A 24721-nucleotide genomic window follows, 5' to 3' on the forward strand; every position below is an offset into this window, starting at 1 on the left:
AGGCTCTGCTCGACCTTGACGGTGTCGCCGACCTTGACGAGCACCTCGATGACGCCGACTTCATCGAAATCGCCGATGTCGGGAACCTTGACTTCAACCAATGCCATAACCCATATCTCCAATGTTTGCGGATGTAGTGCCTTCCCAAGCGGCACCCGTGGAACTGGCTTTGCCAGGCCACTGGGTGCTCCCCCTCGAGGGGGAGGCGCGTCAGCGCCTCGGGGGTGGGCTATGCATACAGCGGGTTGATCTTGTTGGCGTCGATGCCGTACTTGGCAATCGCCTCGGCCACTCGCTCGACCGGGATCGCGCCGTCATCGGCCAGTGCCTTCAGCGCAGCGACGACGATGTAGTGGCGGTTGACCTCGAAGTGCGCGCGCAGCTTGGAGCGGAAGTCGCTGCGGCCAAAGCCGTCCGTGCCCAGCACCTTGTAGGAGCGGCCCTTGGGGATGAAGGCGCGGATCTGCTCGGCGTAGTTCTTCATGTAGTCGGTCGACGCGATGACCGGGCCCTTGGTGTGGCCCAGCTGCTGGGTCACGAAGGGCACGCAGGCCAGCTCGGTGGGGTGCAGCAGGTTCCAGCGCTCGGCGTTCTGGCCGTCGCGGGCCAGCTCGTTGAAGCTCGGGCAGCTCCACACATTGGCGCCCACGCCCCACTCCTCTTCCAGCAGCATCTTGGCGACCTGGCTTTCGCGCAGGATGGTGCCCGAACCCAGCAGGTTGACGCTGACCGGCTTGCTGGCGTCGGCTTCTTCCAGCAGATACATGCCCTTGAGGATCTGCTCCTCGGTGCCGGCCTTGAGCCCTGGCATCGGGTAGTTCTCGTTCAGCAGGGTGATGTAGTAATAGACGTTTTCCTGGTCTTCCACCATGCGCTTCAAGCCGCGCTGCATGATGACGGCGACTTCGTGGGCGAAGGTCGGGTCGTAGCTCACGCAGTTCGGGATGGTGCCGGCGAGGATGTGGCTGTGGCCGTCCTCGTGCTGCAGTCCTTCGCCGTTCAGCGTCGTGCGGCCTGACGTGCCGCCCAGCAGGAAGCCACGGGCCTGCATGTCGCCGGCAGCCCAGGCCAGGTCACCGATGCGCTGGAAGCCGAACATCGAGTAGTAGACGTAGAACGGGATCATCACGCGGTTGTTCGTCGAGTACGACGTTGCCGCGGCAATCCACGAAGCCATGCCGCCGGCCTCGTTGATGCCTTCCTGCAGCACCTGGCCGGCCTTGTCCTCGCGGTAGTACATGACCTGGTCGCGGTCGACCGGCGTGTACTGCTGGCCCGCGGGGTTGTAGATGCCGATCTGGCGGAACAGGCCTTCCATGCCGAAGGTGCGCGCCTCGTCAACGAGGATGGGCACCGTGCGCGGGCCCAGTTCCTTGTCACGCAGCAGCGTCGTCAGGAAGCGCACATAGGCCTGGGTCGTCGAGATCTCGCGGCCTTCGGCCGTCGGGTCCAGCACGGCCTGGAAGGTGGCCAGGTCGGGCACGTTCAGTTTTTCGTCGGTTTTGGCGCGGCGCTTGGGCAGGTAGCCGCCCAGCGCGTTGCGGCGCTCGTGCAGGTACTTCAGTTCCTGCGAGCCTTCGGCCGGTTGGTAGAACGGGATCTTGGGCAGGTCTTCGTCCGACACCGGGATGTTGAAGCGGTCGCGCATCGCGCGGATGTCGTCGTCCTGCAGCTTCTTGGTCTGGTGGGCGGTGTTCTTGCCTTCACCGATCTTGCCCATGCCGAAGCCCTTGACGGTCTTCACGAGCAGCACGGTGGGCTGGCCGACGGTGTTGACGGCCTTGTGATAGGCCGCGTAGACCTTCTGCGGGTCGTGGCCGCCGCGCTGCAGGCGCCAGATGTCCTCGTCGCTCATCTTGGAGACGAGTTCCAGCAGCTTGGGGTGCTTGCCGAAGAAGTTCTTGCGCACGAAGGCGCCGTCATTGGCCTTCATGGCCTGGTAGTCACCGTCGACGGTGTCCATCATGACCTTGCGCAGCAGTTCGTCCTTGTCGCGCGCCAGCAGCGGGTCCCAGTAGCCGCCCCAGATCAGCTTGATGACGTTCCAGCCCGCGCCRCGGAACTCGCCTTCGAGCTCCTGGATGATCTTGCCGTTGCCGCGCACCGGGCCGTCCAGGCGCTGCAGGTTGCAGTTGACGACGAAGATCAGGTTGTCGAGCTTCTCGCGCGCGGCCAGGCCGATGGCGCCCAGCGATTCCGGCTCGTCCATCTCGCCGTCGCCCAGGAACACCCAGACCTTGCGCTTGCTCGTGTCGGCAATGCCGCGGGCGTGCAGGTACTTCAGGAAGCGCGCCTGGTAGATGGCCATCAAGGGGCCCAGGCCCATCGAGACGGTCGGGAACTGCCAGAAGTTCGGCATCAACTTCGGATGCGGGTAGCTGGACAGACCCTTGCCGTCGACTTCCTGGCGGAAGTTGATCAGCTGTTCTTCGGTGATGCGGCCTTCCATGAAGGCGCGCGCGTAGATGCCGGGGGCGCTGTGGCCCTGGATGTAGAGCAGGTCGCCGCCGTGCACGCCGTCGTCGGCATGCCAGAAATGGTTGAAGCCGCAGCCCAGCATGGTGGCCAGCGATGCGAAGGAGCTGATGTGGCCGCCCAGGTCGCCACCGTCCTCGGGGTTGTGCTTGTTGGCCCGCACCACCATCGCCATGGCGTTCCAGCGCATGTAGGCGCGCAGGCGTTCCTCGATCTCGATATTGCCCGGGAAGCGCTCTTCCTGGTCGGGCGGGATGGTGTTGACGTAGGCCGTGTTGGCCGAGAACGGCACTTCGATGCCGGCCTGGCGGGCGTGGTCGATCAGGGTCTCGAGCAGGAAGTGGGCGCGGTCGCCACCTTCTTCGCCGATGACGGCCGAAAGGGCATCCAGCCACTCACGGGTTTCCTGTGGGTCTTGGTCGTTCGCGGCGGCGCCGAGAAAGTCTTGCGGCTGGGCTGACATGGCCGTGTCTCCTAATAAATCCGCCTCTGCGGGCGAAAGTGGCAGTTCTAACAGGTGCGAGGTGCGGACCCAGGCCCGCGAGCGGGGCGGAGTGTCTCACAGGCTCGAGCACTTTCCCAAATGGTGCGAGGTGATTTCTTATTATGAAATCAACGAGGCCGGCATCGGCCCGGATAATTGCGCATGCCCCCTGTCTCTGCCTCGCCCAACCGCAGCCAACGCTGGCTCGCCACGATGCGCCGCCTGGTCGCCACCTGGTGGTTCAAGCAGTCGCCGTCACGCCAGGACCGCCTGGCCACGCTGGGCCCGCTGATCTCCGTGCTGCTCTTCCTGGCGGCCATCATTTCGGCCTTCTGGTACCTGCGCAACGAAGAAATCGAACGCGAGACCGAGTCGGTCAAGCGCGACACAGAGATCGCCCAGCAGCAGATCCGCCTGCGCCTGATCGAGAACCAGGAGCAGCTCGTGCGCATCGCGCGCGAGGTCGTCACACGGCAGATCGACGCGCACGAGTTCTCGGCCCAGGCCCAGGCTTTTGCGCGCGAGCGGCCCGAGCTGACGCACGTGACCTGGCTGAGCGCCAAGCGCGAGCGCCGCAGCAGCGTCGGCGCGGCGGGCTTTCAGGCCGACGGGCTGATGTCGGCGGACGGCGGCGACCCGTCCATGCCCATGGCCAACCAGTCCAACGCCGCGGCCATCGCTTTCGAAGCAGCCAAGGACCGCCGCCAGCCGGTCTATTCGCCGCCCTTCGCCGATGCCAACGGCGTCACCGTCTTTCAGCTGCACATCCCGCTGATCGACCGCGGCGGCTTCGCCGGCGTGCTGATCGCCGAGTACACCGTCGAATCGCTGCTGCGCTATTACGTGCCCAGCGAAGTCGCCACCCGCCACAGCATCGCCGTGCTGGATTCGCGCGACCAGGTCGTCAGCAGTACCGTCACGCCCATGCCGGGCCAGGTGCTGCGCCGCGCCTCGCTGCTGCACGACGTGCCGCTGGCGCCGGCACTCAATGGCCTGGTGCTGCGCGGCCAGGGCTGGCGCACTTCCATCGGCCTCATCAACAACGCACTGTTCTGGCTGGTGCTGGCGCTGGCGGGCATGACGGTGTGGATGCTGCTGGGCACCTGGCGCCACATGCGCCGGCGCACGCAGATCCAGAACGCGCTGACGCTGGAAACCAACTTCCGCCGCGCCATGGAGAACTCCATGCTGACCGGCATGCGCGCCATGGACATGGACACGCGCATCACCTACGTGAACCCGGCCTTCTGCGCGATGACAGGCTTCTCGGAGGCCGACCTCGTCGGCCGCACACCACCCTACCCGTTCTGGCCCGTGGACCGCCGCGAGGAGAACGCCCGCCTGCTGCAGCAAGAGCTGCAGGGCCGCAGCCCGTCGGGTGGGGTGGAGGTCAAGATCCAGCGCAAGGACGGCAGCCAGTTCGATGCCCGCGTCTATGTGTCGCCGCTGGTCGACACCAAGGGCAAGCAGACCGGCTGGATGACCTCGATGACCAACATCACCGAGGCCAAGCGCGTGCGCGACCAGCTCTCGGCCTCGCACGAACGCTTCACCACCGTGCTGGAAGGGCTGGACGCCGCCGTGTCCGTGCTGTCTGTGCAGCCGCCCGAGCTGCTGTTCGCCAACCGCAGCTACCGACTGTGGTTCGGCGCAGACCCGGCCGGGCACGCACTGCTGGCCGGCGGCCATCTGCTGGGCACGACCAGCCGCCGCGGCGGCCTGGACGACGGCACTGACGAAGTCGATGACTATTCCGGCCTGCCCGCCGAGGCGCTGACCGAAACCGGCTCCGACCCGCGCGAGGTCTATGTCGAGTCCCTGGCCATGTGGTTTGACGTGCGCGCGCGCTACCTGCAATGGACCGACGGCCGCCTGGCGCAGATGCTGATCGCCACCGACATCACGATGCGCCGCCACGCCGAGGCCCAGGCCGCGCTGCAGGCCGACAAGGCCCAGGTGACGAGCCGGCTGATGACCATGGGCGAGATGGCCTCCAGCGTCGCCCACGAGCTGAACCAGCCGCTGACCGCCATCACCAACTACTGCAACGGCATGGTCAGCCGTGTGCGAAACGACAGCATCGACAAGGATGCGCTGATGGCGGCACTGACCAAGACGGCCAAGCAGGCCGAGCGCGCCGGCCAGATCATTCACCGCATCCGCAACTTCGTGAAGCGCAGCGAGCCGCAACGCCAGCCCGCCAACGCCGCAGACATCGTCGAAGACGCGGTCGAGCTCGCCGGCATTGAGCTGCGCCGGCGCAACGTGGCCATCCACACCTATGTCGCCCAGCGCCTGCCGCAGCTGATGGTGGACCCCATCCTCGTCGAGCAGGTGCTGATGAACCTGCTGAAGAATGCCGCCGAAGCGATCGACAACGCCTCGCTCCCGACGTCGCGCCGCCACATCGAGCTGCGCGTCATCCCCAAGCACAGCGCCGAGCTGGGCGGCCAGATCGAGTTCTCGGTCACCGACATGGGGCCGGGTTTGCCCGATGAAGTTCTGTCGCGCATGTACGAGGCCTTCTTCTCGACCAAGGCCGATGGCCTGGGCATCGGCTTAGGGTTATGCCGGTCTATCGTCGAGTCCCACCAGGGCCGGATAAAAGCCGAGAACCTCTACAATGGCTCCTTGGTCGTCGGCTGCCGATTTGCATTCACGATTCCGGTCACCATCACCTCAGAACACCTGCGTCAGGAAGCCTCACCAGGCACTCCCGGCAGCGCTCAGAGAACAGAACCCACAGCACCATGAGCTTGATCCCCAAGAAGGGCAACGTCTACGTTGTCGATGACGACGAAGCGGTCCGCGACTCCCTGCAGTGGCTTCTCGAAGGCAAGGATTACCGGGTCAAGTGCTTTGATTCCGCCGAATCCTTCCTCGCCCGCTACGACCCCCGCGAGGTCGCCTGCCTGATTGCCGACATCCGCATGGATGGCATGACCGGCCTGGAACTCCAGGACCGCCTCATCGAACGCAAGAGCCCCCTGCCCATCGTCTTCATCACCGGCCACGGCGACGTGCCCATGGCGGTGCAGACCATGAAGAAGGGCGCGATGGACTTCATCGAGAAGCCCTTCAAGGAAGAAGAGCTGCTGGCCCTGGTGGAGCGCATGCTCGACCAGGCCCGCGAAGCCTTCTCCAGCCACCAGGAAGCCGCCAGCCGCGACGCCCTGCTGGCGCGCCTGACGACGCGCGAAGCGCAGGTGCTGGAGCGCATCGTCGCCGGCCGCCTGAACAAGCAGATCGCCGACGACCTCGGCATCAGCATCAAGACGGTCGAGGCGCACCGCGCCAACATCATGGAAAAGCTCAACGCCAACACCGTGGCCGATCTGCTGAAGATCGCATTGGGTGCCACGGCGAAGGCCTGACCTCCACTGACTACCGGAAGGCCGCTGAACTCTCAGCGGCTTTTTGCTTTCTGAATTTTGAACACGGCCACAGAGGCACAGAGACACAGAGAAATTCAAGGTTTCTCTCTGTGTCTCTGTGGCTCTGTGGCTTTGTTTTGCAGTTTCTGAACGGACCCACACTGCCATGACCGCCCAACTGATCGACGGCCTCGCCCTCTCCAAATCCATCCGCGCCGAGGTCGCCACCCGCGCCGCGGCCCTGACCGCCAAGGGCGTCCAGCCCGGCCTGGCCGTCGTCATCGTCGGCGACGATCCGGCCAGCCACGTCTACGTGCGCAACAAAGTCAAGGCCTGTGCCGACGCCGGCCTGCATTCGGTGCTGGAGAAGTACGAAGCGACGTTCAGCGAAGCCGAACTGCTAGCCCGCATCGATGCGCTCAACAACGACCCCAGCATCCACGGCATCCTGGTGCAGATGCCCCTGCCCAAGCACATCGACCCGCACAAGGTCATCGAAGCCATCGCGACGAGCAAGGATGTGGACGGTTACTCGACGCTGAGCGCCGGCGAGCTGATGACCCAGCTGCCGGGCTTTCGGCCCTGCACGCCCTATGGCTGCATGAAGCTCATCGAGAGCACCGGCTTCGATCTGCGCGGCAAGCATGCCGTCGTCATTGGCCGCAGCAACACCGTGGGCAAGCCCATGGCCCTGCTGCTGCTGCAGGCCAATGCCACGGTCACCGTCTGTCACAGCGCCACGCCGGACATCGGCCACCATACCCGCCAGGCCGACGTCGTCGTCGCCGCGGTCGGCCGGCGCAACATGCTGACCGCCGACATGGTCAAGCCCGGTGCAGTCGTCATCGACGTGGGCATCAACCGCAACGACGAGGGCAAGCTCTGCGGCGACGTGGACTTCGACGGCGTCAAGGAAGTGGCTGGCTTTATCACGCCCGTGCCCGGCGGCGTGGGTCCTATGACCATTGCCATGTTGCTGGTCAACACGCTTGAATCTGCGGAACGCGTCGCCAAGTCTGCTTGATATGACAAATCCTCTGCTCTCCACTGCCGCCCTGCCCGACTTCGCGGCCATCCATCCCGAGCATGTGCAGCCGGCCATCCAGCAACTGCTGGCCGCCGCGCAGGTTGCACTGGACGAGGCCACCAAGCCCGAGACGCCGGGCGATTACGACGCGCTGTCGCGCATCCTCGATACCAGCACCGAGCACCTGGGCGCCGCCTGGGGTGCCGTGGGCCATCTGAACGCCGTCGCCGATACGCCGGCACTGCGCGAGGCCTACAACGCGATGCTGCCGGCCGTCACCGAGTTCAGCACGGCCATGGGCGCCAACGAGGCGCTGTTCGCCAAGTACAAGGCCGTGGTCGCCGCTCAAGGTTCAACGCTGAGCGCACCGCGCCAGCAGGTGCTCAAGCACGCCATCCGCAACTTCGTGCTGTCCGGCGCCGAACTGCAGGGCGCGGCCCGCGAGCGCTACGCCGCCATCCAGGAGCGCAGCGCCGAACTGCAGCAGCAGTTCAGCGAGCATGTGCTGGACGCGACCGACGGCTGGAGCTACATCGCCAGCGCCGAGGAACTGGCCGGCGTGCCGCAGGATGTGCTGGATGCCACCAAGCTCGACGACGGCGGCCACAAGCTCACGCTGCATTTCCCGGTCTACCTGCCCGTCATGCAATACGCGGAAAGTCGCGAGTTGCGCGAGAAGCTCTACCGCGCCTACGTGACCCGCGCCAGCGAGACGGGCAAGCCGGAATGGGACAACACCGCCGCCATGCGCGAGATCGTGGCCCTGCGCCAGGAAGAGGCCCAGTTGCTCGGCTATGCCAGCTTCGCCGAGGTGTCGCTGGCGCCCAAGATGGCCTCGACGCCGGAGGAGGTGAAGACCTTCCTGCGCGACCTCGCCAAGCGCGCCCGGCCCTTCGCCGAAAGGGACCTGGCCGAGCTGCGCGAGTTTTCCAAGGGGCAACCGCTGGAATCCTGGGACGTCTCCTACTGGAGCGAGAAGCTCAAGGAAGCCCGCTACGCCTTCAGCGACCAGACGGTGAAGCAGTACTTCACGGCCACCAAGGTCGTGCCGGGCCTGTTCTCCATCATCGAGCGCCTGTTCGACGTGTCCATCAGCGAGGCCACGGCGTCGGTCTGGCACGAGACCGTCAAGTTCTACGAGATGCGCCGCGGTGGCCAACTCATCGCCCAGTTCTATCTCGACCTTTACGCGCGCAACGGCAAGCGCCCCGGCGCCTGGATGGACGAGGTGCGCAGCCGCTGGCTCAAGCCCACGGGTGAGCAGCAGACGCCAGTGGCGCTGCTGACCTGCAACTTCGCTTCGCCCGTTGGTGACAAGCCGGCGCTGCTGACCCACGACGACGTCATCACCCTCTTCCACGAATTCGGCCACGGCCTGCATCACATGCTGACGCAGGTGAATGACCTCGGCGTCTCCGGCATCTCCGGTGTCGAATGGGACGCCGTCGAACTGCCCAGCCAGTTCATGGAGAACTTCTGCTGGGAATGGGACGTGCTGCAGCAGTTGAGCGGCCACGTCGACAGCGGCGAGCCGTTGCCGCGCGATCTCTTCGACAAGATGACCGCGGCCAAGAACTTCCAGAGCGGGCTGATGACGCTGCGCCAGATCGAGTTCGCGCTGTTCGACATGCGCCTGCATGGCGAGCCGGGCGCTGAGGCCGACGTGCAGAAGGTGCTGGACGAGGTGCGCGCCGAGGTCGCCGTGCTGATCCCGCCGGCCTTCAACCGCTTCCAGCACAGCTTCTCCCACGTCTTCGCAGGCGGCTATGCGGCGGGCTATTACAGCTACAAGTGGGCTGAGCTGCTCAGCGCCGACGCCTGGAGTGCGTTCGAAGAGGAAGGCGTGTTCAACGCCGCCACCGGCAAGCGCTTCCTGAATGAAGTGCTGGAGCAAGGCGGAGCGCGCGATGCCATCGACAACTTCAAGGCCTTCCGCGGCCGCGAGCCCAAGATCGACGCGCTGCTGCGCCATCAGGGCATGAGCTGAAAGGCTTCTGATGCGTTACGTGGCGCTGTGGCGCGGCATCAACGTCGGTAAGGCCAAGCGCCTCGCGATGGCCGACCTCAAGGCCCTGCTCACCGAGCTGGGCGCGACCAAGGTCTCGACGCTGCTGAACAGCGGCAATGCCGTCTTCGACGTCAAGAAGAAGCTCAGCGCCGACAAGATCCGCACCGCCGTGCGGGAGCAGCTGGGCGTCGATGCCGCCGTCATCCTGAAGACGGCGGCCGAATGGGCCGCCATCGCGGCGGGGCATGGCATTGACGAGGCAGACGACCCCAGCCGCCTGCTCGTCGCGATGACAACCGATGCGGCCGCGCTGCAGGCCGCAGCTGCCATCACAGCGCAGGGCGCCGAGCGCTTCGTCGTCACCGAGCACGCAGCCTATCTGTGGTGCGCCCACGGCATCCTGGAAAGCAAGGCCGCCGTTGCGCTGCTGRAAAATCTCGGCGAAGACTGCACGACTCGCAACTGGGCGACGGTCGAGAAGCTGAACGCGCTGGCGAACGGCTGATCGCCGGCCAGCGCGACCAGACAAGCGCTCGTCAGGCGCGAGCGCGACGCCGCGCCAGGCCAGTGGCCAGACAGGCGATCACCACCAGGGCAGCCGAACCCGGCTCGGGCAGGCGCCCTGCTTCGACATAGGTGCGGAAGTTGACGTCGTAGTCAGGGACGGCATACACCGCACCGTTCAGGAACAGCTGGCCTTGGCTATAGACATCGCCGCTCGTCCCCGTGAACGACGGGCTGAAATTGCCGGGGCTCTGCCCCTTGAAGCCAAAGACCAACTGGTCACCAGCGCTCAGCGAAATACCGGCAGACGACACGTCGATCAGATTCCATCCGGCAACCAGGCCATTCAGCACCGCGTCGAAGTCGTTCGCATCGCTTTGCCAACCCGCACCCTGGTTGACGAAGAACTGGATACCCGCGCCCAGATTGGCTGCATTGAAATACACCTCGATCGCCGTCAACTGGCCCGTCTGCCCCGCCACCACGCCTTGCTGCCAGGTCAAGGTCGGGGCGCCGCCGTTGAAGCTGACCGTACCAATCACGTCATTGGCCTGGTCAACCACGGGTGCTGCATGAGCCCCCGTCGATGCCAACACCAAAGCCCCCAGCGCGGTTGCTGCCTTGGCAACCAGAGTCTTGCTGATTCGCATGTCCGACCTCCCATAGTTATGAACAGTCCAACGCAGCAGGATCCATACCAGCGCGCCGCCTTGCTCTGTAAACAAGGCTACAGCGGCAGGGGCGAGGAACTGCTAGCGGCGGCCGCCCCGCTCATTGTCAAAAAGATCGACAGGCAATTACCCGAAGCCTCAGCACCGCTGCAGGCCCGCCGTCATGCCAGACGCGGCAGCTCAGGCCCCACCGTCCAGCGTGTGTACCCGCATGCCGACACGGTCCCGTATGGGTTCGCGCCAGGCCGCGCGCTGCAGMACGCGCCGCCCGTCCTTCAGGCCAGCTGACCAGCGCRCGCGCAGGCGCTCGTCGCTGAAGTCGATGTCGCGCCAGGAGTCCTCGCCGGGCAGGGCCTGCATGACGAGGTGGACAACGTCGATGCGCGAGTCGCAGCCCAGGGCCAACAGTTCCTTGATGGCCGGGTCTGCCGCCGTCTTGGCGTCGAGTTTGCGGCCCACCAAGCGCAGCGCGCGGCGCAGGTTCTGCAGGCGCTCGTGGTCGTCCAGGTGTTCGAAGATGCGGCTGGCGTACTGGATGTCCTTGTAGCGTGTCAGCGCCCCGGCCATCGTGCTGGGCGCGGCCTCGCTGGCGTCCCACAGGTCGACCATGAAGCACAGCGTGTCGCGGCGCTCGCTGTCGTCGAGCACGACATCCAGCGGCGTGTTGGAGTAGATGCCGCCGTCCCAGTAGGCGTCCTTGCCGATCTGAACCGGCGCGAAGCCCGGCGGCAAGGCACCACTGGCCATCACATGCTCGGGGGCAATGCGGGTGCGGCCGTCGCGGTTGTCGAACAGCGCCAGGCCGCCGGTGCGCACATTGACGGCGCACAGCGTCAGCCGCGTCTCGGCCGCGGCGATGCGCTCGAAGTCCACCAGCTCGCGCAGCGTCTCCGCCAACGGCGCGGTGTCATAAAAGCCCAGCTCGGTCAGCGGCGCACGCCGGTTCATGTCCCAGGCCTGCGGGCCGCGCGGCTTGAAGAAGCCCGGGATGCCGCTCGTCAGCGTCTGCCAGGTCTGTAGCCCTTGCTGCCAGATCGCCGTGAAGGGGCTGGCCGGCAGATGTGGCGCAAAGCCGGGCCGCGTCACGCGGTCCCAGAAGGTGCGCAGCGCCTTCAGGCGCTCGGCCGGCGCATTGCCAGCGATCAGCGCCGCGTTGATGGCGCCGATGGAGGTGCCGACCAACCAGTCCGGCGGCAGGCTGGCGTCCTCCAGCGCCTCGACGAAGCCGGCCTGGTAGGCACCCAGGGCGCCGCCACCCTGGAAGACGTAGACGGTTTGCGAGGGGCGCTTGGCCATCAGCTGAGTTGTACCGCGTCGTCGCAGGGAATGGCGCGAAAGACCGGCAGCGCCTCGGTCGCCGCTGCATGCGCGACGAGATGTGGGAAGCCGTCTGCTGCCACCACCTCGGGCAGCAGGAACTGCGTGAAGGTCCAGGCGACGCCGACCGTGATGCCCGCCTGGCGGATGCCGCCTTCGCTGGCATCCAGCGGCTGGTGGCTCAGTTCTTTCTCCAGCTCGCCATAGGCTGCCAGCAGCTGGCCAGTGACGCGCTCGATCCAGGGCTCATGCCGCTTCTCGGCCGGGCGCAGGCCGCGCTCGTAGACGATCTGGGCCGTCTTCTCGCAGGCCGCCAGCGCCAGGCCGGTGAGGCGCAGCTCGCGCAGCAGCTCGGCCGGCTCGCTCGATTGCAGGCTGCGGCCGGCCAGGGCCTGAACGTACTCGAGCATCAGTGTCGAATCCATCAGCAGGCTGCCGCCATCGTCGTCGCAGATCAGCGTTGGCGCCTTGACGACCGGGTTGATCTGCCGGAAGGCATCAAAACCGCGGAACACCGAGATGGCCGCATGCTCGAAGGGCAGGCCGAGCAGCCGCATCGAGATCGCGACGCGGCGCACATAGGGGGAGTCCAGCATGCCGATGAGCTTCATGGGCCTTCCTTCTGCTTCGGAGAAGCAACGCCATGCTCGCGCATCAGCTGCTCCAGGGCTTCGCCGCCGTGACGGCGTTCAATCTCGGCTCGCATCACGCCGTTGTAGCCGTCAGCGAAGGCAAGTGCGAGCAGCGAGCCCTCCTCGCCCTTGTAGACCCAGTCGACGCCGTAGCGTTTCTCCAGCCGCTGGGCCTTGGCCGCTTCAGCTTTGGTCTTCGGGGGCCCGAATATCTGCAGTTGCAGAAGGCCTGCCTTGATGTCCGCACGTGCCTTGGCCTCACCGCGCTCCACCGCGCCGGCGRGATTGCCGACGCGCAAGTCGACGGACGCGACCAACTGCCGTTCTGTCTTGATCACGTCGCCGTCGGAAGCGCCGAACTGGTTGAACATGCCGAGCAGGCTCAAGACCGCCAGCAACGCAGCCAGCACGGCCACGACTTGAACGGTGCGAACGCCACGGCGCCGGCGCCACTGCGGCTCCACCCAATCAGAAAGCATGGTCACTCGTCGCACCGGTTTCAGTCAGCAGCCGGCCTTCGGCAGCCCCAAAGCCGCCCATCAATCCAAACATTGCATCAGCTCCTTGAACGCCGATTTTCGGCCAACGGCGCCAGCGCCGCCTGTACGCGGCCTTGCCAGCCGGCTTGCTCGGCCGCCGTCCAGTCCGGCCAGCGCTGCGCGTCGGCCTCCAGCTCGGTGGCCAGGGCCTGCAGCGCCACATGCTGGGTCAGCAGCGCGGCCAGGCTCAGTCGGGCCAGCCACTCCTGGGTCTGACGCACGCGCGGATAGGCCTGGAACAGCCAGCGCGCCACCTCGGGCCGCGCGCGCCAGTCGGCGCTGCCGAAGCGTTCGGTGGCCAAGGCCGTCAGCCGCTGGCCCGCGCCCAGGCAGTCAAAGGCCACGCAGCCCTCAAAGCCGCGCGGCACCAGTTCATCGTGGATGCCGCAGCGGTGGTCAGCGCAAAGGTGGTGGCAGGGTGTCTCGGCCGGCTTGTCGAAGCCAAAGCCCTGGCTCGCATCGAAGGGTGGAATCACGCAGCACAGCGCTACGCAGGCCGAGCAGTCGGCCTTGAGATGTGCGGGGAGCTGTACTGGCGTGGTCACTACGCCGCATTGTCCGACACGCCCACCATCCAGCCCACGCCGAAGCGGTCATCGACCATGCCGAACAGCGGCGCCCAGAAGGTCTTGGCCAGCGGCATCTTGACCTGGCCACCTTCGGCGAGAGCCGCAAACGCCTCTCGCGCGGCATCGGCGTCGGGGCAGTCCAGCGACAACGAGAAGCCCTTGAAGGCCGTGTCGCCGTCGCACATGCCGTCGGACATCATGACCAGGGCCCCGCCGATATGGACCGAGGCATGCATGATCTTGTTCTCCGAGCCAGCCGGCAGCATGCCCGGCGGCGGCGGCTCGGGGCTCTCGGAGTTGCGCATCAGGAACTCCACCTTGGCGCCCAGGGCCTTCTTGTAGAACTCGATGGCCTCTTCGCAGCGGCCGTTGAAGAACAGGTAGGGGTCGATCTTCATGCGAGTCTCCTTCAGTTCAGAGAGAGGAAGGACTCTAGCGCCGCCGGCCGGGAGGGTGCCGGCAGCTTGTGTCAGGGCGTTTTGAAGTCTCCCGCCGTCGAGATGACAAAGTTGTCGGCCACGATGTGCCTCCGCCAGGCCGCATTGGCCTGCTCGACGCTGACGGCCGCCAGCGCATCGTCGCGCTTTTGCGCCGCGGCCCAGGTCTCGCCGCGTTCGGCCAGGCTGGTCAAGCCACCGGCCAGGGCACCGGGGTCGGCGCGGCCCTGCTTGCGGCCTTCCAGGATGTCCTTCTTGGCGCGCTCCAATTCGGCCGCCGTGACGCCATCCCTGGCCATGCGGGCCACTTCCTCCTGCACGACGGCAATGACGCGCTCGCGCTTGTCCGGCGCATAGCTGGCCTGGATGGCGAAGCTCCCGGCATTGCCCCAGTAGCCCGCGTTCAAGGAGGCGCCGATGCCATACGTCAGCCCTTCCTTCTGGCGCACGCGCTCGGACAGCCGGCTCTCCAGCCCGCCGCCGCCGAAGATGTGCACGGCCAGTTCCAGCGCCGGATAGTCGGGCTCCTCGGCGTTCAGCGGCAGGGTCTGGTGCAGGCGCACGATGGCATTGGCCTTGTCGCGCGCAATGGCATCGAAGCGTGCCGGCGGCACGGCCAGGTGCTGGGGAATGTGGCGCACGAACTTGGGCGCTGCGGGCTTCTTCCAGTCGCCGAAGAGCTTGTCGATCTCGGCGCCCAGGCCGTCGGGCAAGGCGCCCACGACGCTGACCTGGGCGTCGTTGGTGCTCCAGTAGTCGGCATAGAAGCGCTTCACCTCGTCCAATGTCGTCGCCTTCAGGTTGGCGATGCGCTCGTCCACGCCCATCACATAGTCGGGGTGGCCCAGGCTGACGCCGCGAGCCTTGTTGTAGTGGCCACGCGTGGCTTCCTGGCGCAGCACGCTGGGCTCCTGGCGCGAAGCCTCGATGCCGGCAATGTTGGCCTTGATGTCGCGGTCGAAGGCATCCTGAGGGAACAGCGGCTTGCGCAGCGCATCGGCTGCCACGCGCAGGGCCGGCAGCAGCGTGTCGCGCTCGGCGCTGATGAAGATGCTCGCGCCCTGGTCATAGCTGGTGATGTTGAGGTTGGCGCGCAGCTTGATCAGCGCGTCCTGCAACTGCTGCTTGGTGTAGCCGGCACTGCCCTCATCCATCAGTGCGCCGACCATGCCGGTGCCGTTGCGCGCGAAGGTCGCGTCGCGTTCGCCCCAGCGCAGCTGCATCTGCAGCACGACGGTGTTGCCGCGCGTCTGCTTCTTCAGCGTGTGCAGTGCGATGCCGCTGGGCAAGGCCGTGCGCGACATGCGCGTCTCCAGCACCGCTGGCACAGGCTCGAGCTGTTCGCCCTCCTCCACCTTGGGCGGGCCCTTCAGTTCGGCCAGGCGCTGCGCCAGCGACGGCGCGGCGGGGATGTCCACGCGCTCGACGGCGTTGACCGGCAGGTAACGGCCCAGCGTGCGATTGGCCGGCTTGAAATAGGCGGAGCGCACGCGCTCGACGTCCGCCAGCGTGACCTTGGGAATGTCTTCCATCAGCTGGAAGAGCAGCCGCCAGTCGCCTGCAGCGATCAACCCGGAGATCTGCTGGATCAGCGCCTCGGGGTTCTTCATCTGCTGGCGGTAGCTGTTGACGGCGATGTCGCGCACGCGCCCGAGTTCGCTCTCCTCGAAGGGCTTGGCCGCGCGGCCCTCGGCAAGGTCCAGCAGCAGGGTTTCGATCTTGTCGACATCGGCCCCCGGCGGCAGCACCGCGTAGGCGCCCACGGTGCCTGGCTCCGCTCCGCCCGCGCCGCCAATACCCGCGGCGACCGCCAGCTTGGGCTCGACCAGTTGCTTGTAGAGCTGGCCGCTGGGCTGCAGGCTCATCAACAGGCCGTAAACGACCAGCGCCGGCGTGTCGGGGTGGGTGATGGCCGGCACGTGATAGGCCGCCAGCAGGATGGGCTGGCCGCCGACACGGCGCACGACGACGGTGCGCTCGCCGTCCTGGGCGGGCTCGACCGTGTAGGGCTGCGGGATGGGCGCGGCGGGCTTGGGCGTAGCACCGAAGTGCTTGGCGATCAGCGCCAGCGTCGCGGCCTTGTCGAACTGGCCGGCGATCAGTAGCGTCGCGTTGTCGGGCCGGTAATAGCGCTTGTAGAAAGCCTGCAGCTTCTCGATCGGCACATTCTCGATGTCGCTCTTGGGGCCGATGGTGGCGTGGCCATAGGGATGCCAGGCAAACGCTGCCGCATTGACACGCTGGTTCAGCACGGCAAACGGCTGGTTCTCGCCGCGCTCGAACTCATTGCGCACCACGCTCATCTCGGTGTCCAGGTCGACCTTGGCGACGCGGCTGTTCACCATGCGATCAGCTTCCAGGTCGAGCAGGAAGGCCAGGGTGTCGGCATTCGCGTTGAAGCTCGCGAAGTAGTTGGTGCGGTCCACCGTCGTCGTGCCGTTGAACTTGACGCCGCGCAGCGCCATCGCGCCGGGGATGTCCTTCTGCCTCTCGGTGCCCTTGAACAGCATGTGCTCCAGCAGGTGGGCCATGCCGTATTCACCGGGCGCCTCATGGCGGCTGCCGACGCGGTAGGTGATGTTGACGGTGGTGGTGGTCTGCGTCGCGTCGGGGAAGAGCAGCAGCTGCAGGCCGTTGGGCAGGCGGTATTCCTCAATGCCGCCCAGCTCGCGCACCTTTTCGGGTGTTGCAACGCCGGCCGCATGCGCCGCCACGGCGGGCTTGGCCTTGGGCACCGGCTGAGGCTGGGCCTGCGCCGCCCCCAGGGCCAGGCTCATCAGGGCGACGCCCAGGGCTCGCGGCATCCACCCATCCAGCACTCTCATCATCTGTCTCTCTCCAGGCAGCCGCATCTTCGGCTTGGCGGGGATTCTGCGCGGTTTTACAGGCCCGGCCATCGGTCAGGGTTCGTCAGATTCCAATGCAGACGTGACGCCCCCCGGCCGAGCGTCCGCGCTCGCTTCCCCAACAACACGTCAACCGGCCTGCAAACGGGCCAACAGGGCGGAAACCGCATCCACGCTGGCCGGTTTGGTCAGGTGCTCGTCAAAGCCGGCGGCGCGCGAGCGCTTCTTGTCTTCCTCCGAGCCCCAGCCCGTCAGCGCCACCAGCAGCGTGGACGCAAAGCGCGGGTCCTGGCGCAATCGGGTCGCGAACTCGTGGCCATCCATGCCGGGCATGCCGACGTCGCAGAAGACGGCCTGCGGCAGGAAGCTGGCAGCCGTCTGCAACGCGGCCGGGCCGCTGTTCGCGACCTCGACCTCGTGGCCCGACAGCGACAGCAGCATGGCCAGCGACGTGGCCGCATCGTCGTTGTCGTCCACCACCAGGATGCGCGCCGGCGGGGCTGGCTCGGGCTCGGCGGCTGGCAGTGGCGCCGGTGCGGAATCTTCGGCCGCCAGCGGCAGCTCGATGGTGAACGTGCTGCCCAGGCCCGGCCCGGCGCTCACCGCGCTGACCTGGCCACCGTGCAGCGTCACCAGGCTCCTGACCAGGGCGAGGCCGATGCCCAGCCCGCCCTGGGCGCGCTCCAGCGACCGGTTCACCTGGGCAAACATGTCGAAGACGCGCCCGATCATGTCCTGCGGCACGCCCACGCCGCTGTCGCGCACGGTCAGCACGGCCTGCGCGCCGGCGCGAGCCAGCGTGACCCAGATGCGGCCGCCATCGGGCGTGTACTTGGCCGCGTTGTTCAGCAGGTTGCTCAGCGACTGCGCCAGCCGCGTCAGGTCGCCGTCCACCCAAAGCTCCTCGTCCGGCAGCGTGACGCTGAGCTGGTGCCCCCCCCGTTCGATCAGCGGCTGGCAGGACTCCAGCGCCATCTCAACGACGCGGCGCATGTCCAGCGACTCGCGCTGCAGGATGAGCTTGCCGGTCGAGATGCGCGACACCTCGAGCAGGTCGTCGATGAGGCGCAGCAAATGGCTCATCTGCCGGTCCATCATGTCCGTGACACCCTTGTACTGCGCCTCCTCCCGCGGCGGGTTGGCGCCCAGCAGCTGCAGGCCGGTCCGGATGGGTGCCAGCGGGTTGCGCAGCTCGTGGGCCAGCGTGGCCAGGAACTCGTCCTTGCGCTGATCGGCCTGACGCAGCGAGTGGTCCGCGCGCAGCAGCGAGTCGATCTGGTCGCGGATCTGGTACTGCCAGCGCCGCCCGCGCAGGGCCGTTCGCACCGCGCTGACCATCACGCGCGTCGACGTCGGCCGGTCCAGCACCGTGAGGTTGCGCAGCCTTGCCTCGCGCAGCCCCGGCGCCTCCAGGCCGTGGCGGCACAGGGCCACCACGGGCAGGTTGGACCATGCGGGCTGGCGCTCCAGCACGTTCAGCAGCACTGCGAAGCCCGCGTCGGCAAAGGCGGCATCGGTGACCATCAATGCACCGGCGCCCTCGTGCATCAGCTCCTCGGCATGGCGCCAGCCCTGGCAGACGGCGACATCGATGCCCGCCTCGGCCAGCAGCCTGCGCGTGACGTCGCCGTCACGTGCCGTCGGCGCCAGCACGATGACGCGCTCGCTGCAGGAGCGGTCAGCGTCGTCCCGTTCGATCATCGCCAGACTCACCCTCGTGCTGGAACGGCAACTCGACGGGAACGCCCGCCAGCACGCCGCGCAGATGCACCAGCGGCGGCCCCAGGTGCACGCCCTGGCCGTCGAACCACAGCTGGCGGATGGTGTCCTCATGCCGGCCGCTGCGCTTCTTGATGACCGAGATGGCCTTGCGCACCGCGCCGGCATGCTCGTACATCCTGAACAGCACGACGGCATCGGCCAGATAGCTCATGTCGACCGGGCTGCGCATGTTGGGGCCCATCAGGCCGGACTGTGTCGCCACGACGAAGGTCGCCACGCCATGGTTGTTCAGGTAGGTCAGCAGCTCGTGCAGTTGCACGACCAGCGCACGCTCCTCGGGCATGGCGTTCAGGTAGCCGTTCAGGCTGTCGATGACGAYGACGCGGGCCCCATCGGTTTCGACAGAACGGCGCACGAGGTTGGCGAACTGGCTGGGCAGCACCTCGGCAGCGTCGAGCTGGCGCACATGGAGCTTGCCGGGGCCAACACCCTCCTCGACGCTCAACCCCAAGTTGGCCAGACGGTCCAGCAGCAGCGTGCGGCCCTCCTCGAAGGTGAAAATGACGGCATGGCCGCCGCGCTTGGCCGCCATGACGGCATATTGCGAGGCGATGGTGGACTTGCCCGAGCCCGCCGGGCCGACCAGCAGCGTCGCCGTGCCGCGATCAGTGCCGCCGCCAAGCAGTTCGTCCAGCGCCGCGATACCGCTGGGCACGACTTCGCGCTGGTAAGGCGAGCCATGCTGGCTGGGCTTCAGGCGCGGGAACACCTCCAGGCCGCCCTGCCGGATGACGATGTCCTGCTGGCCGCTGATGAAGTCGCTGCCGCGGAACTTGGTGATGCGCAGCTGGCGCTGTGCTGGCCCGTAGGGGGGCACATGGCGCTCCAGCGCAATGACGCCGTGCGCGATGCTGTGCAACTGGGTGTCGACGCGGTCGCTCGAACGGTCGTCCAGGAAGAGCACGGTGCAGCCGCGGCCGACGAAGAACTGCTTCAGCGCCAGGATCTGGCGCCGGTAACGCAGCGACGACTGGGCCAGCAGGCGCAGTTCCGACAGCGAATCCAGCACCATGCGGCGCGGCTTGCAGCGCTCGACGGCCTCCAGCACGCGCTTGGTCGTCTCGCTCAACTCCACCTCCGACGGGTGGTACATGGTCAACTCGGCGTCGCCGAACAGGTCACTTTCACCAGCCACCAGTTCGACGACCTCGATGCCGTCGAGCGTCCACCCATGCGACGCCGCCCCGGCGCGCAACTCGGCCGCCGTCTCGCCCAGCGTCACGTACAGGCAGGGCTCGCCCTCGCGGACGCCCTGCATCAGGTACTGCAGCGCCAGCGTCGTCTTGCCGGCGCCGGGTTCGCCGTCGACCAAATAGAGCTGCCCGGCAATCAGCCCGCCATGCAGGACTTCATCCAGGCCGGGCACGCCGCTTGCGGAACGCGATCTGTTCCCAGTCATCGCCAATCTCCAGTCAGGAAATGCGGCCTCATGCCAGGCCGCCATGCACAGGTGACAGCCAGTGTATGTCCGCCAAATGGCCGGGTTCGGGTCGGGTTCGGGTCGGGTTTGCGCGTGCGAACTGGGGGTCAGGGGCATCGTGCCCAGGCGTACACTGTCCCGGCTGTCGCGCGTCTGCTCACTGCCGCGGCGGCCCTAGCAGACCGGGCGCCACGCATCACTTCTGCGTTCCCATGCTCGCCGGCTCCCGCCGTCGGCTTTGGTTGTCATCTGCTTGCAGCGGCGAGCCCCACTTCCACTCCTCGAAGACTCTTCGAGGCGCCCCTCCCGGCACCGCGGCCCGCCCCTTCCAGGAGCGCGCCAAACGCGGCCCCGCCCCCATTGACGACCTGCGTGACAGGGCCGCCGCTCGCACCGACGGCGCCCGATGCCCACGCCCTGGAGATGCTGATGAAGCCGGTCCCCCTTGCACCCGATACCAAACGTGACGCGCTCCGCGATGGATTGCTCGCCACCGTCGACCTGCTCAAGCGCCGCCGCGCCGCCGAGATCGCCGAAAAAACCATCGAGGAGTACGTCGCCCTGCACTGGCTCGAGTGGCATGGCGGCTCGCTGCGCCTGACGACGACGGGCGAGAACATGTGCCGGCACCTGACTTCGCAGCTGGACCGCATCACCCCGCGCCCGGCGTACTGACGCGCGGCGCCCACCCGGCCCCACGATGTCGGCACCCGATCCCCTGCTGCTGGCCATTGCGCGCATCGGCACCTTCGACGGCAAGCGCGCGCTGACCGGCGCCAGCGGCTTCTTCTTCCGGCGCGACGCCCGCCTCTACCTGGTCACCAGCCGGCACGTCTTCATCGACGAAGAGGCCGACCACCACCCCGACCGCGTCGAACTCGAACTGCATGCCGACGCCGACAACCTGACCGATGCCATCGTGCTGTCGGTGCTGCTCTACCGTGACGGCCGCGCCAATTGGCGCCAGGGCCGGGACGACGCCGGTGGCATCGACGTGGCGGTGCTGGAGATCGACGCGGGCGCCCTGCCCGAGACGGTCCAGCTCACTGCCTTCACGCTTGAGAGCCTGCCCGGCGCGGACGACGACGTGCCGCTGGGCCAGCCCATCCTGATCACCGGCTTCCCGCTCGGCTTTCACGATGACCTGCACCATCTCCCGGTCGTGCGCCAAGGCGCCATCGCTTCGCCCTATGGCTGGCGCTTCCAGGGCCAGGGCTGGTTCCTGACCGATGCGCGCACTCATCGCGGTATCAGCGGCGCGCCGGTCGTCATGCGGGCGCCGGGCCGCAAGCCCCTGCCCTGGCTGCTGGTGGGCATCCATTCGACGCGCTTCGACATCGGCAACCGCGACCTCGAGGCCGACGAGTCGCTGGGCCTGAATGCGGCCTGGTATCCCGACATCCTCGCGACCCTGACCGACCCCTCGCCGCGCCGCGAACCCCCATCCAAACCCGAGCCGGCGGCGAAGGCCTCGCCTTGAGCTCAGGGAGCGACGGCGCGCAAAGCCGGCTCGTTGCGCTGGAGCGGCAGATCGCCGCCGCCGAGGCGACGCTGCTGGAACTGCAGGCCGCCATCCTCGAAGCCCGCAGCGAACGAGGCCTGTCGGCCGCTCACGACGCCCGCCTGGAGAACAAACGCCTGCAGGCGGAAAACCAGTTGGCGACGCAGGAAGTGGAGACCGCCCATGCGGCGCTGGAAGTTGCCGTCAAGGCATCCCAGACCGACTCGCTGACCGGGCTGAAGAATCGCGAGGTGCTGTGGGACCGGCTGAGCCACGACATCGCCCTCGCGCGCCGCCATGGTGAACGCCTGATCATCTATTTCCTCGATATCGACGGCTTCAAGCAGGTCAACGACGAGTTCGGCCACGCCGTCGGTGACCTGCTGCTGCAGCGTGCGGCGCGCGTGCTGCAGGCCACGGTGCGTAGCAGCGACACGGTCTGCCGCATGGGCGGCGACGAGTTCGTCGTGCTGGTTGCAGCGGCGCGGCGCGAGGACGCCGCGCAAGTGGCCGGCAAGATCGCCACCGCACTGGCCGAGCCTTGCCTGCTCGCCGGCCATCCCATGTGCATCTCGGCCAGCATCGGCTTCAGCGTCTTCCCCGATGACGGCGAGTCGCCCGGCGTGCTGATGCGCAAGGCGGACGAGGCCATGTACCGCATCAAGCGGACCGCGTCGCACCCACGCTAGCCACGGCGGTTCCCGCCACCTGAACTTCTGCTTCTGTCGCAACAGTCCTCTGTACTGAGGATGTCGAGCCGACGCCATCGCATCACAGTGCATGGCACGCGCGCAGGTGACCCAGGGCCGTCCTGTGGGCTGAGCCTGCTGGCATGCGGAGGACTCGAAATGCGCACCATTCAACACCTTGTTTTCTATTCCACAGTCCGCGGGCTGGTGCTTGCTGTCTTGGCTTGCCTTGGCTGCGCCATCTCGGCGCTTGCGCAGGCCACGCCGCCTGCGCCCTGCCTGCCCATCGAAGGGCCGGCATTCCTGGGCGGCAAGGACCCGARCCGGACCTCGGTCGTGGTGTTTGTCCACGGTGTGCTCAGCAGCGCCAGGACCGCCTGGAGCGGCAAGGAAGATCAGTCCTGGCCCTGCCTGCTGAGGGCCGAACCCGCCTTCGACAACAGCAATATCTACCTCTACCGCTACGACACCCAACTGCTGGGCAGCAGCCCCGAAGTCGACAAGGTCGCTGAGCAGCTGCGCAAGGACCTGCAGAACGACGGCGTGCTGGACCACGCCCACATCACGATCGTGGCGCACAGCATGGGCGGCCTGGTCACGGCCCAGATGCTGCTACGCATGCATGCCAAGGAGGACATGCGCGACAAGCTCCGCCGCATCAAGCTCGTCAGCTTTTTCGGCACGCCGGCGACGGGCGCCGACATTGCCAACGTGGCGAGCTACGTCTCCGACAGCCTCCAGTTCGCCGGCATGAGGCCCGACGGCCACCAGCAGGCCCTGATCGACCAGTGGCAGAAAGTCGCCTGGCCGTTTCACTGGTACTGCCTGGCGGAGGGGCAGAAGATGGGCTTCTTTTCCTTTGCCTCCGCTCTGGGCGGCGGGGTGCTGGTGGTGCCCAAAGACAGTGCGACCGCGCTATGCCAGCGTCGACCTGACGGCGTCGATGTGCTGGAGCAGTTCGACCACAGCAGCATGGTCAAGCCGGTGTCGCTGCAGGACACGCCGCACCGCTATCTGAAGCGCTACTTCCTGTCCTGCGCAGGCGACGCAATTCCCAAGACCTATCCGAGCAGCGAGGTCAACACGCCCGATGGCCAGGCCATGCTGCAAACACTGGCCAGGCTGAGGGCCAGCGAGTTCAATCTCGACGCGGCGCCCACGGTCGTGCAGGAGGCGCTTTACCAGTCTGACACCTGGTCCGACAGATTCGTCCTTCCGTCCAACCTCGGCCAGCCGGCACTGATGACTCGATCCTTCGAGCGGCTCCCAGGCCGGGCGTTCGCACTCGAGTTCGTCAAGCTGTTCGCCGCAAACCCGGAGGAACTGGCGCCCGCCTGGGTAGGTCGGCTCGGCACCCTGGATCGATACCGCGCGGACGGCCAACTGACGGAACTCCGGCAGGCCTGGGTCTCCGCCGGTTACGCACAGGATTCCGACATCGTGCTGGTGCTTGAACAGCGCAGCAGCGGTGAACAGGTCGTCATCTTTGGCTCGGTGCAAAACGACGCCACGGGCGCGCGCCGGGGTCGAATCCGTGGGCTGCTGATCCTGCCGGCCCAGCCAAAGACCTGCACCTGACACCAAACCGGAACCGCCGCGCCCGCGGCCTGGCGCGGCTACGGTGCGCGCTTGAGTTCGACGCGAGTCAGCCGACGCTGTATGGCACTGAGTGCGGCGCGACGGCGTTGCTGAGATCCAGATGATTTGAGCGTGACTGAGGCAATGTCGAAACATTGCATGCGGCGAAGCGCGCGGGCTTTGCAGGAACCGCGGGCAGCAAGGGAAGCTGCTGCGGCTGGCCGGCTTGCAATGCCGCGGGAGCCCATAGGCCTGCGGCCGGGGCGCCACTGCGCGCGACGGTAGCAATCATCAGCTCTTGCAGCGCACCAACGTAGCGCCGGGGCAACTTGATGCGGGTGACGCGGCCGGCTCCGACAGCACTCGTGATCTCCATCGTTCCGCCCAGCAGCCTGCACAGGCGGCCGACGATGGACAGGCCGATGCCCTCGCCCGAAGCCGCGATTGCGGACGCGCCCGCTGTTCGGATGAGCCCGATGGGTCCACCGCTGCACAGCTCGCGGCCGGCGTCTCCGACATCGAAGTACCAGTGGCCAGCCTCCCCAGCGCCACAGTGGCCGTAGGTCAGYACCACGCCAGCGGCGCGCGTGTACTGGATCGCGTTAAGCATCAGGTTCTGCGCAATGCGCGCCACCATCAGCGGGTCGCTCTCCGCGACGAGGCTGGCCGGGCCGCTGATCTCCAGGCTCAGCCCGCGCGAATTCGCCACGACGCGCAGGTTGTTGCACATGTCGTCGAGCGCCTTGGCGACGTCCACCGTGCGAATCACCGGTCGTTCCTGCTGGGTGTCGAGCCGGGCCAGGTCGGCCACGCCGTTCAGCAGCTCCCGCAGGCCGGCAACGTTGCGATCCAGCACGGCCATCAATTC

Annotated in this window: 21 protein-coding genes; 9 read left to right on the forward strand and 12 right to left on the reverse strand. The window is 66.9% G+C overall.

Annotated features, from left to right (window positions below):
- The coding region (locus ACXJKR_RS03820) for a biotin/lipoyl-containing protein (protein WP_457320900.1) at positions 1 to 107 on the reverse strand (107 nt) is incomplete at its 3' end.
- 122 nt (positions 108 to 229) lie between these two features.
- Positions 230 to 2938 (reverse strand): pyruvate dehydrogenase (acetyl-transferring), homodimeric type, encoded by a 2709-nt coding sequence (aceE, locus tag ACXJKR_RS03825; protein ID WP_056195024.1) that lies wholly within the window; start codon positions 2936 to 2938, stop codon positions 230 to 232.
- Between the two features lie 183 nt (positions 2939 to 3121).
- Between aceE and ACXJKR_RS03830 the strand changes: the two genes are divergently transcribed.
- From ACXJKR_RS03830 to ACXJKR_RS03850, 5 genes are all read left to right on the forward strand, one after another.
- Positions 3122 to 5713, forward strand: a complete 2592-nt coding sequence (locus tag ACXJKR_RS03830) for a PAS domain S-box protein (protein WP_457320874.1) — start codon at positions 3122 to 3124, stop codon at positions 5711 to 5713.
- Positions 5710 to 6333, forward strand: coding sequence for a response regulator transcription factor (locus tag ACXJKR_RS03835; RefSeq protein ID WP_056195018.1), 624 nt, complete (start codon positions 5710 to 5712; stop codon positions 6331 to 6333). Before ACXJKR_RS03830 ends, ACXJKR_RS03835 begins: the two co-directional genes overlap by 4 nt.
- 166 nt (positions 6334 to 6499) lie before the next feature.
- Positions 6500 to 7357, forward strand: coding sequence for a bifunctional methylenetetrahydrofolate dehydrogenase/methenyltetrahydrofolate cyclohydrolase FolD (folD, locus tag ACXJKR_RS03840; protein WP_457320876.1), 858 nt, complete (start codon positions 6500 to 6502; stop codon positions 7355 to 7357).
- Position 7358: 1 nt separating this feature from the next.
- On the forward strand, positions 7359 to 9347 hold the full coding sequence (locus ACXJKR_RS03845) for a M3 family metallopeptidase (protein ID WP_457320878.1): 1989 nt from the start codon (positions 7359 to 7361) through the stop codon (positions 9345 to 9347).
- A 10-nt stretch (positions 9348 to 9357) separates the two neighbouring features.
- Complete coding sequence (locus ACXJKR_RS03850) at positions 9358 to 9873, forward strand: DUF1697 domain-containing protein (protein ID WP_457320880.1); 516 nt, start codon at positions 9358 to 9360, stop codon at positions 9871 to 9873.
- Between the two features lie 31 nt (positions 9874 to 9904).
- On the opposite strand, the gene ACXJKR_RS03855 is transcribed toward ACXJKR_RS03850, so the two are convergent.
- The 9 genes from ACXJKR_RS03855 to ACXJKR_RS03895 all read right to left on the reverse strand — a co-directional run bounded on the left by ACXJKR_RS03855 (position 9905) and on the right by ACXJKR_RS03895 (position 20064).
- Positions 9905 to 10522, reverse strand: a complete 618-nt coding sequence (locus ACXJKR_RS03855; protein WP_157281327.1) for a hypothetical protein — start codon at positions 10520 to 10522, stop codon at positions 9905 to 9907.
- Between the two features lie 201 nt (positions 10523 to 10723).
- Complete coding sequence (locus tag ACXJKR_RS03860; protein ID WP_457320882.1) at positions 10724 to 11839, reverse strand: patatin-like phospholipase family protein; 1116 nt, start codon at positions 11837 to 11839, stop codon at positions 10724 to 10726.
- Entirely contained in the window at positions 11839 to 12471 is a 633-nt protein-coding gene (locus tag ACXJKR_RS03865) for a glutathione S-transferase (RefSeq protein WP_457320884.1), read from the reverse strand. Before ACXJKR_RS03865 ends, ACXJKR_RS03860 begins: the two co-directional genes overlap by 1 nt.
- On the reverse strand, positions 12468 to 12908 hold the full coding sequence (locus ACXJKR_RS03870; protein WP_457320885.1) for a hypothetical protein: 441 nt from the start codon (positions 12906 to 12908) through the stop codon (positions 12468 to 12470). Before ACXJKR_RS03870 ends, ACXJKR_RS03865 begins: the two co-directional genes overlap by 4 nt.
- 140 nt (positions 12909 to 13048) lie before the next feature.
- The gene (locus tag ACXJKR_RS03875; RefSeq protein ID WP_157281324.1) at positions 13049 to 13576 is read right to left on the reverse strand and encodes a hypothetical protein; all 528 of its coding nucleotides are present in this window, start codon (positions 13574 to 13576) and stop codon (positions 13049 to 13051) included.
- Positions 13576 to 13998 carry a VOC family protein gene (locus ACXJKR_RS03880; RefSeq protein WP_457320887.1) on the reverse strand — a complete coding sequence of 141 codons (423 nt, stop codon included), beginning with the start codon at positions 13996 to 13998 and terminating at the stop codon, positions 13576 to 13578. Before ACXJKR_RS03880 ends, ACXJKR_RS03875 begins: the two co-directional genes overlap by 1 nt.
- Positions 13999 to 14069: 71 nt before the next feature.
- A complete protein-coding gene (locus ACXJKR_RS03885) occupies positions 14070 to 16865 on the reverse strand; it encodes a M16 family metallopeptidase (RefSeq protein ID WP_457320889.1) in 2796 nt (931 codons plus the stop codon).
- Positions 16866 to 17012: 147 nt separating this feature from the next.
- Complete coding sequence (locus ACXJKR_RS03890; RefSeq protein WP_457320891.1) at positions 17013 to 18584, reverse strand: hybrid sensor histidine kinase/response regulator; 1572 nt, start codon at positions 18582 to 18584, stop codon at positions 17013 to 17015.
- A complete protein-coding gene (locus tag ACXJKR_RS03895; RefSeq protein WP_457320892.1) occupies positions 18562 to 20064 on the reverse strand; it encodes an ATPase domain-containing protein in 1503 nt (500 codons plus the stop codon). The genes ACXJKR_RS03890 and ACXJKR_RS03895 overlap by 23 nt, the downstream gene beginning before the upstream one ends.
- A gap of 450 nt (positions 20065 to 20514) precedes the next feature.
- Between ACXJKR_RS03895 and ACXJKR_RS03900 the strand changes: the two genes are divergently transcribed.
- The 4 genes from ACXJKR_RS03900 (at position 20515) to ACXJKR_RS03915 (ending at position 23853) form a co-directional block, all read left to right on the forward strand.
- Positions 20515 to 20760, forward strand: a complete 246-nt coding sequence (locus ACXJKR_RS03900; RefSeq protein WP_056197143.1) for a hypothetical protein — start codon at positions 20515 to 20517, stop codon at positions 20758 to 20760.
- Between the two features lie 25 nt (positions 20761 to 20785).
- Positions 20786 to 21565, forward strand: coding sequence for a S1 family peptidase (locus ACXJKR_RS03905; protein ID WP_056194977.1), 780 nt, complete (start codon positions 20786 to 20788; stop codon positions 21563 to 21565).
- The gene (locus ACXJKR_RS03910; protein ID WP_457320895.1) at positions 21562 to 22275 is read left to right on the forward strand and encodes a diguanylate cyclase; all 714 of its coding nucleotides are present in this window, start codon (positions 21562 to 21564) and stop codon (positions 22273 to 22275) included. Before ACXJKR_RS03905 ends, ACXJKR_RS03910 begins: the two co-directional genes overlap by 4 nt.
- A gap of 159 nt (positions 22276 to 22434) precedes the next feature.
- Entirely contained in the window at positions 22435 to 23853 is a 1419-nt protein-coding gene (locus ACXJKR_RS03915; protein ID WP_457320896.1) for an esterase/lipase family protein, read from the forward strand.
- Between the two features lie 67 nt (positions 23854 to 23920).
- Here ACXJKR_RS03915 and ACXJKR_RS03920 read toward each other — a convergent pair.
- A partial coding sequence (locus ACXJKR_RS03920; protein ID WP_457320898.1) for a sensor histidine kinase occupies positions 23921 to 24721 on the reverse strand: 801 nt, incomplete at its 5' end.

Source organism: Roseateles sp. P5_E11, assembly GCF_054049355.1.

Bases quoted from the DNA above. Each gene is read 5' to 3' on its own strand.
- ACXJKR_RS03865 (WP_457320884.1), bottom strand. From the start codon at position 12,471: ATGAAGCTCATCGGCATGCTGGACTCCCCCTATGTGCGCCGCGTCGCG.
- ACXJKR_RS03900 (WP_056197143.1), top strand. From the start codon at position 20,515: ATGAAGCCGGTCCCCCTTGCACCCGATACCAAACGTGACGCGCTCCGC.
- ACXJKR_RS03890 (WP_457320891.1), bottom strand. From the start codon at position 18,584: ATGATCGAACGGGACGACGCTGACCGCTCCTGCAGCGAGCGCGTCATC.
- ACXJKR_RS03905 (WP_056194977.1), top strand. From the start codon at position 20,786: ATGTCGGCACCCGATCCCCTGCTGCTGGCCATTGCGCGCATCGGCACC.
- ACXJKR_RS03830 (WP_457320874.1), top strand. From the start codon at position 3,122: ATGCCCCCTGTCTCTGCCTCGCCCAACCGCAGCCAACGCTGGCTCGCC.
- ACXJKR_RS03835 (WP_056195018.1), top strand. From the start codon at position 5,710: ATGAGCTTGATCCCCAAGAAGGGCAACGTCTACGTTGTCGATGACGAC.
- ACXJKR_RS03845 (WP_457320878.1), top strand. From the start codon at position 7,359: ATGACAAATCCTCTGCTCTCCACTGCCGCCCTGCCCGACTTCGCGGCC.
- ACXJKR_RS03880 (WP_457320887.1), bottom strand. From the start codon at position 13,998: ATGAAGATCGACCCCTACCTGTTCTTCAACGGCCGCTGCGAAGAGGCC.
- ACXJKR_RS03855 (WP_157281327.1), bottom strand. From the start codon at position 10,522: ATGCGAATCAGCAAGACTCTGGTTGCCAAGGCAGCAACCGCGCTGGGG.
- folD (WP_457320876.1), top strand. From the start codon at position 6,500: ATGACCGCCCAACTGATCGACGGCCTCGCCCTCTCCAAATCCATCCGC.
- ACXJKR_RS03885 (WP_457320889.1), bottom strand. From the start codon at position 16,865: ATGATGAGAGTGCTGGATGGGTGGATGCCGCGAGCCCTGGGCGTCGCC.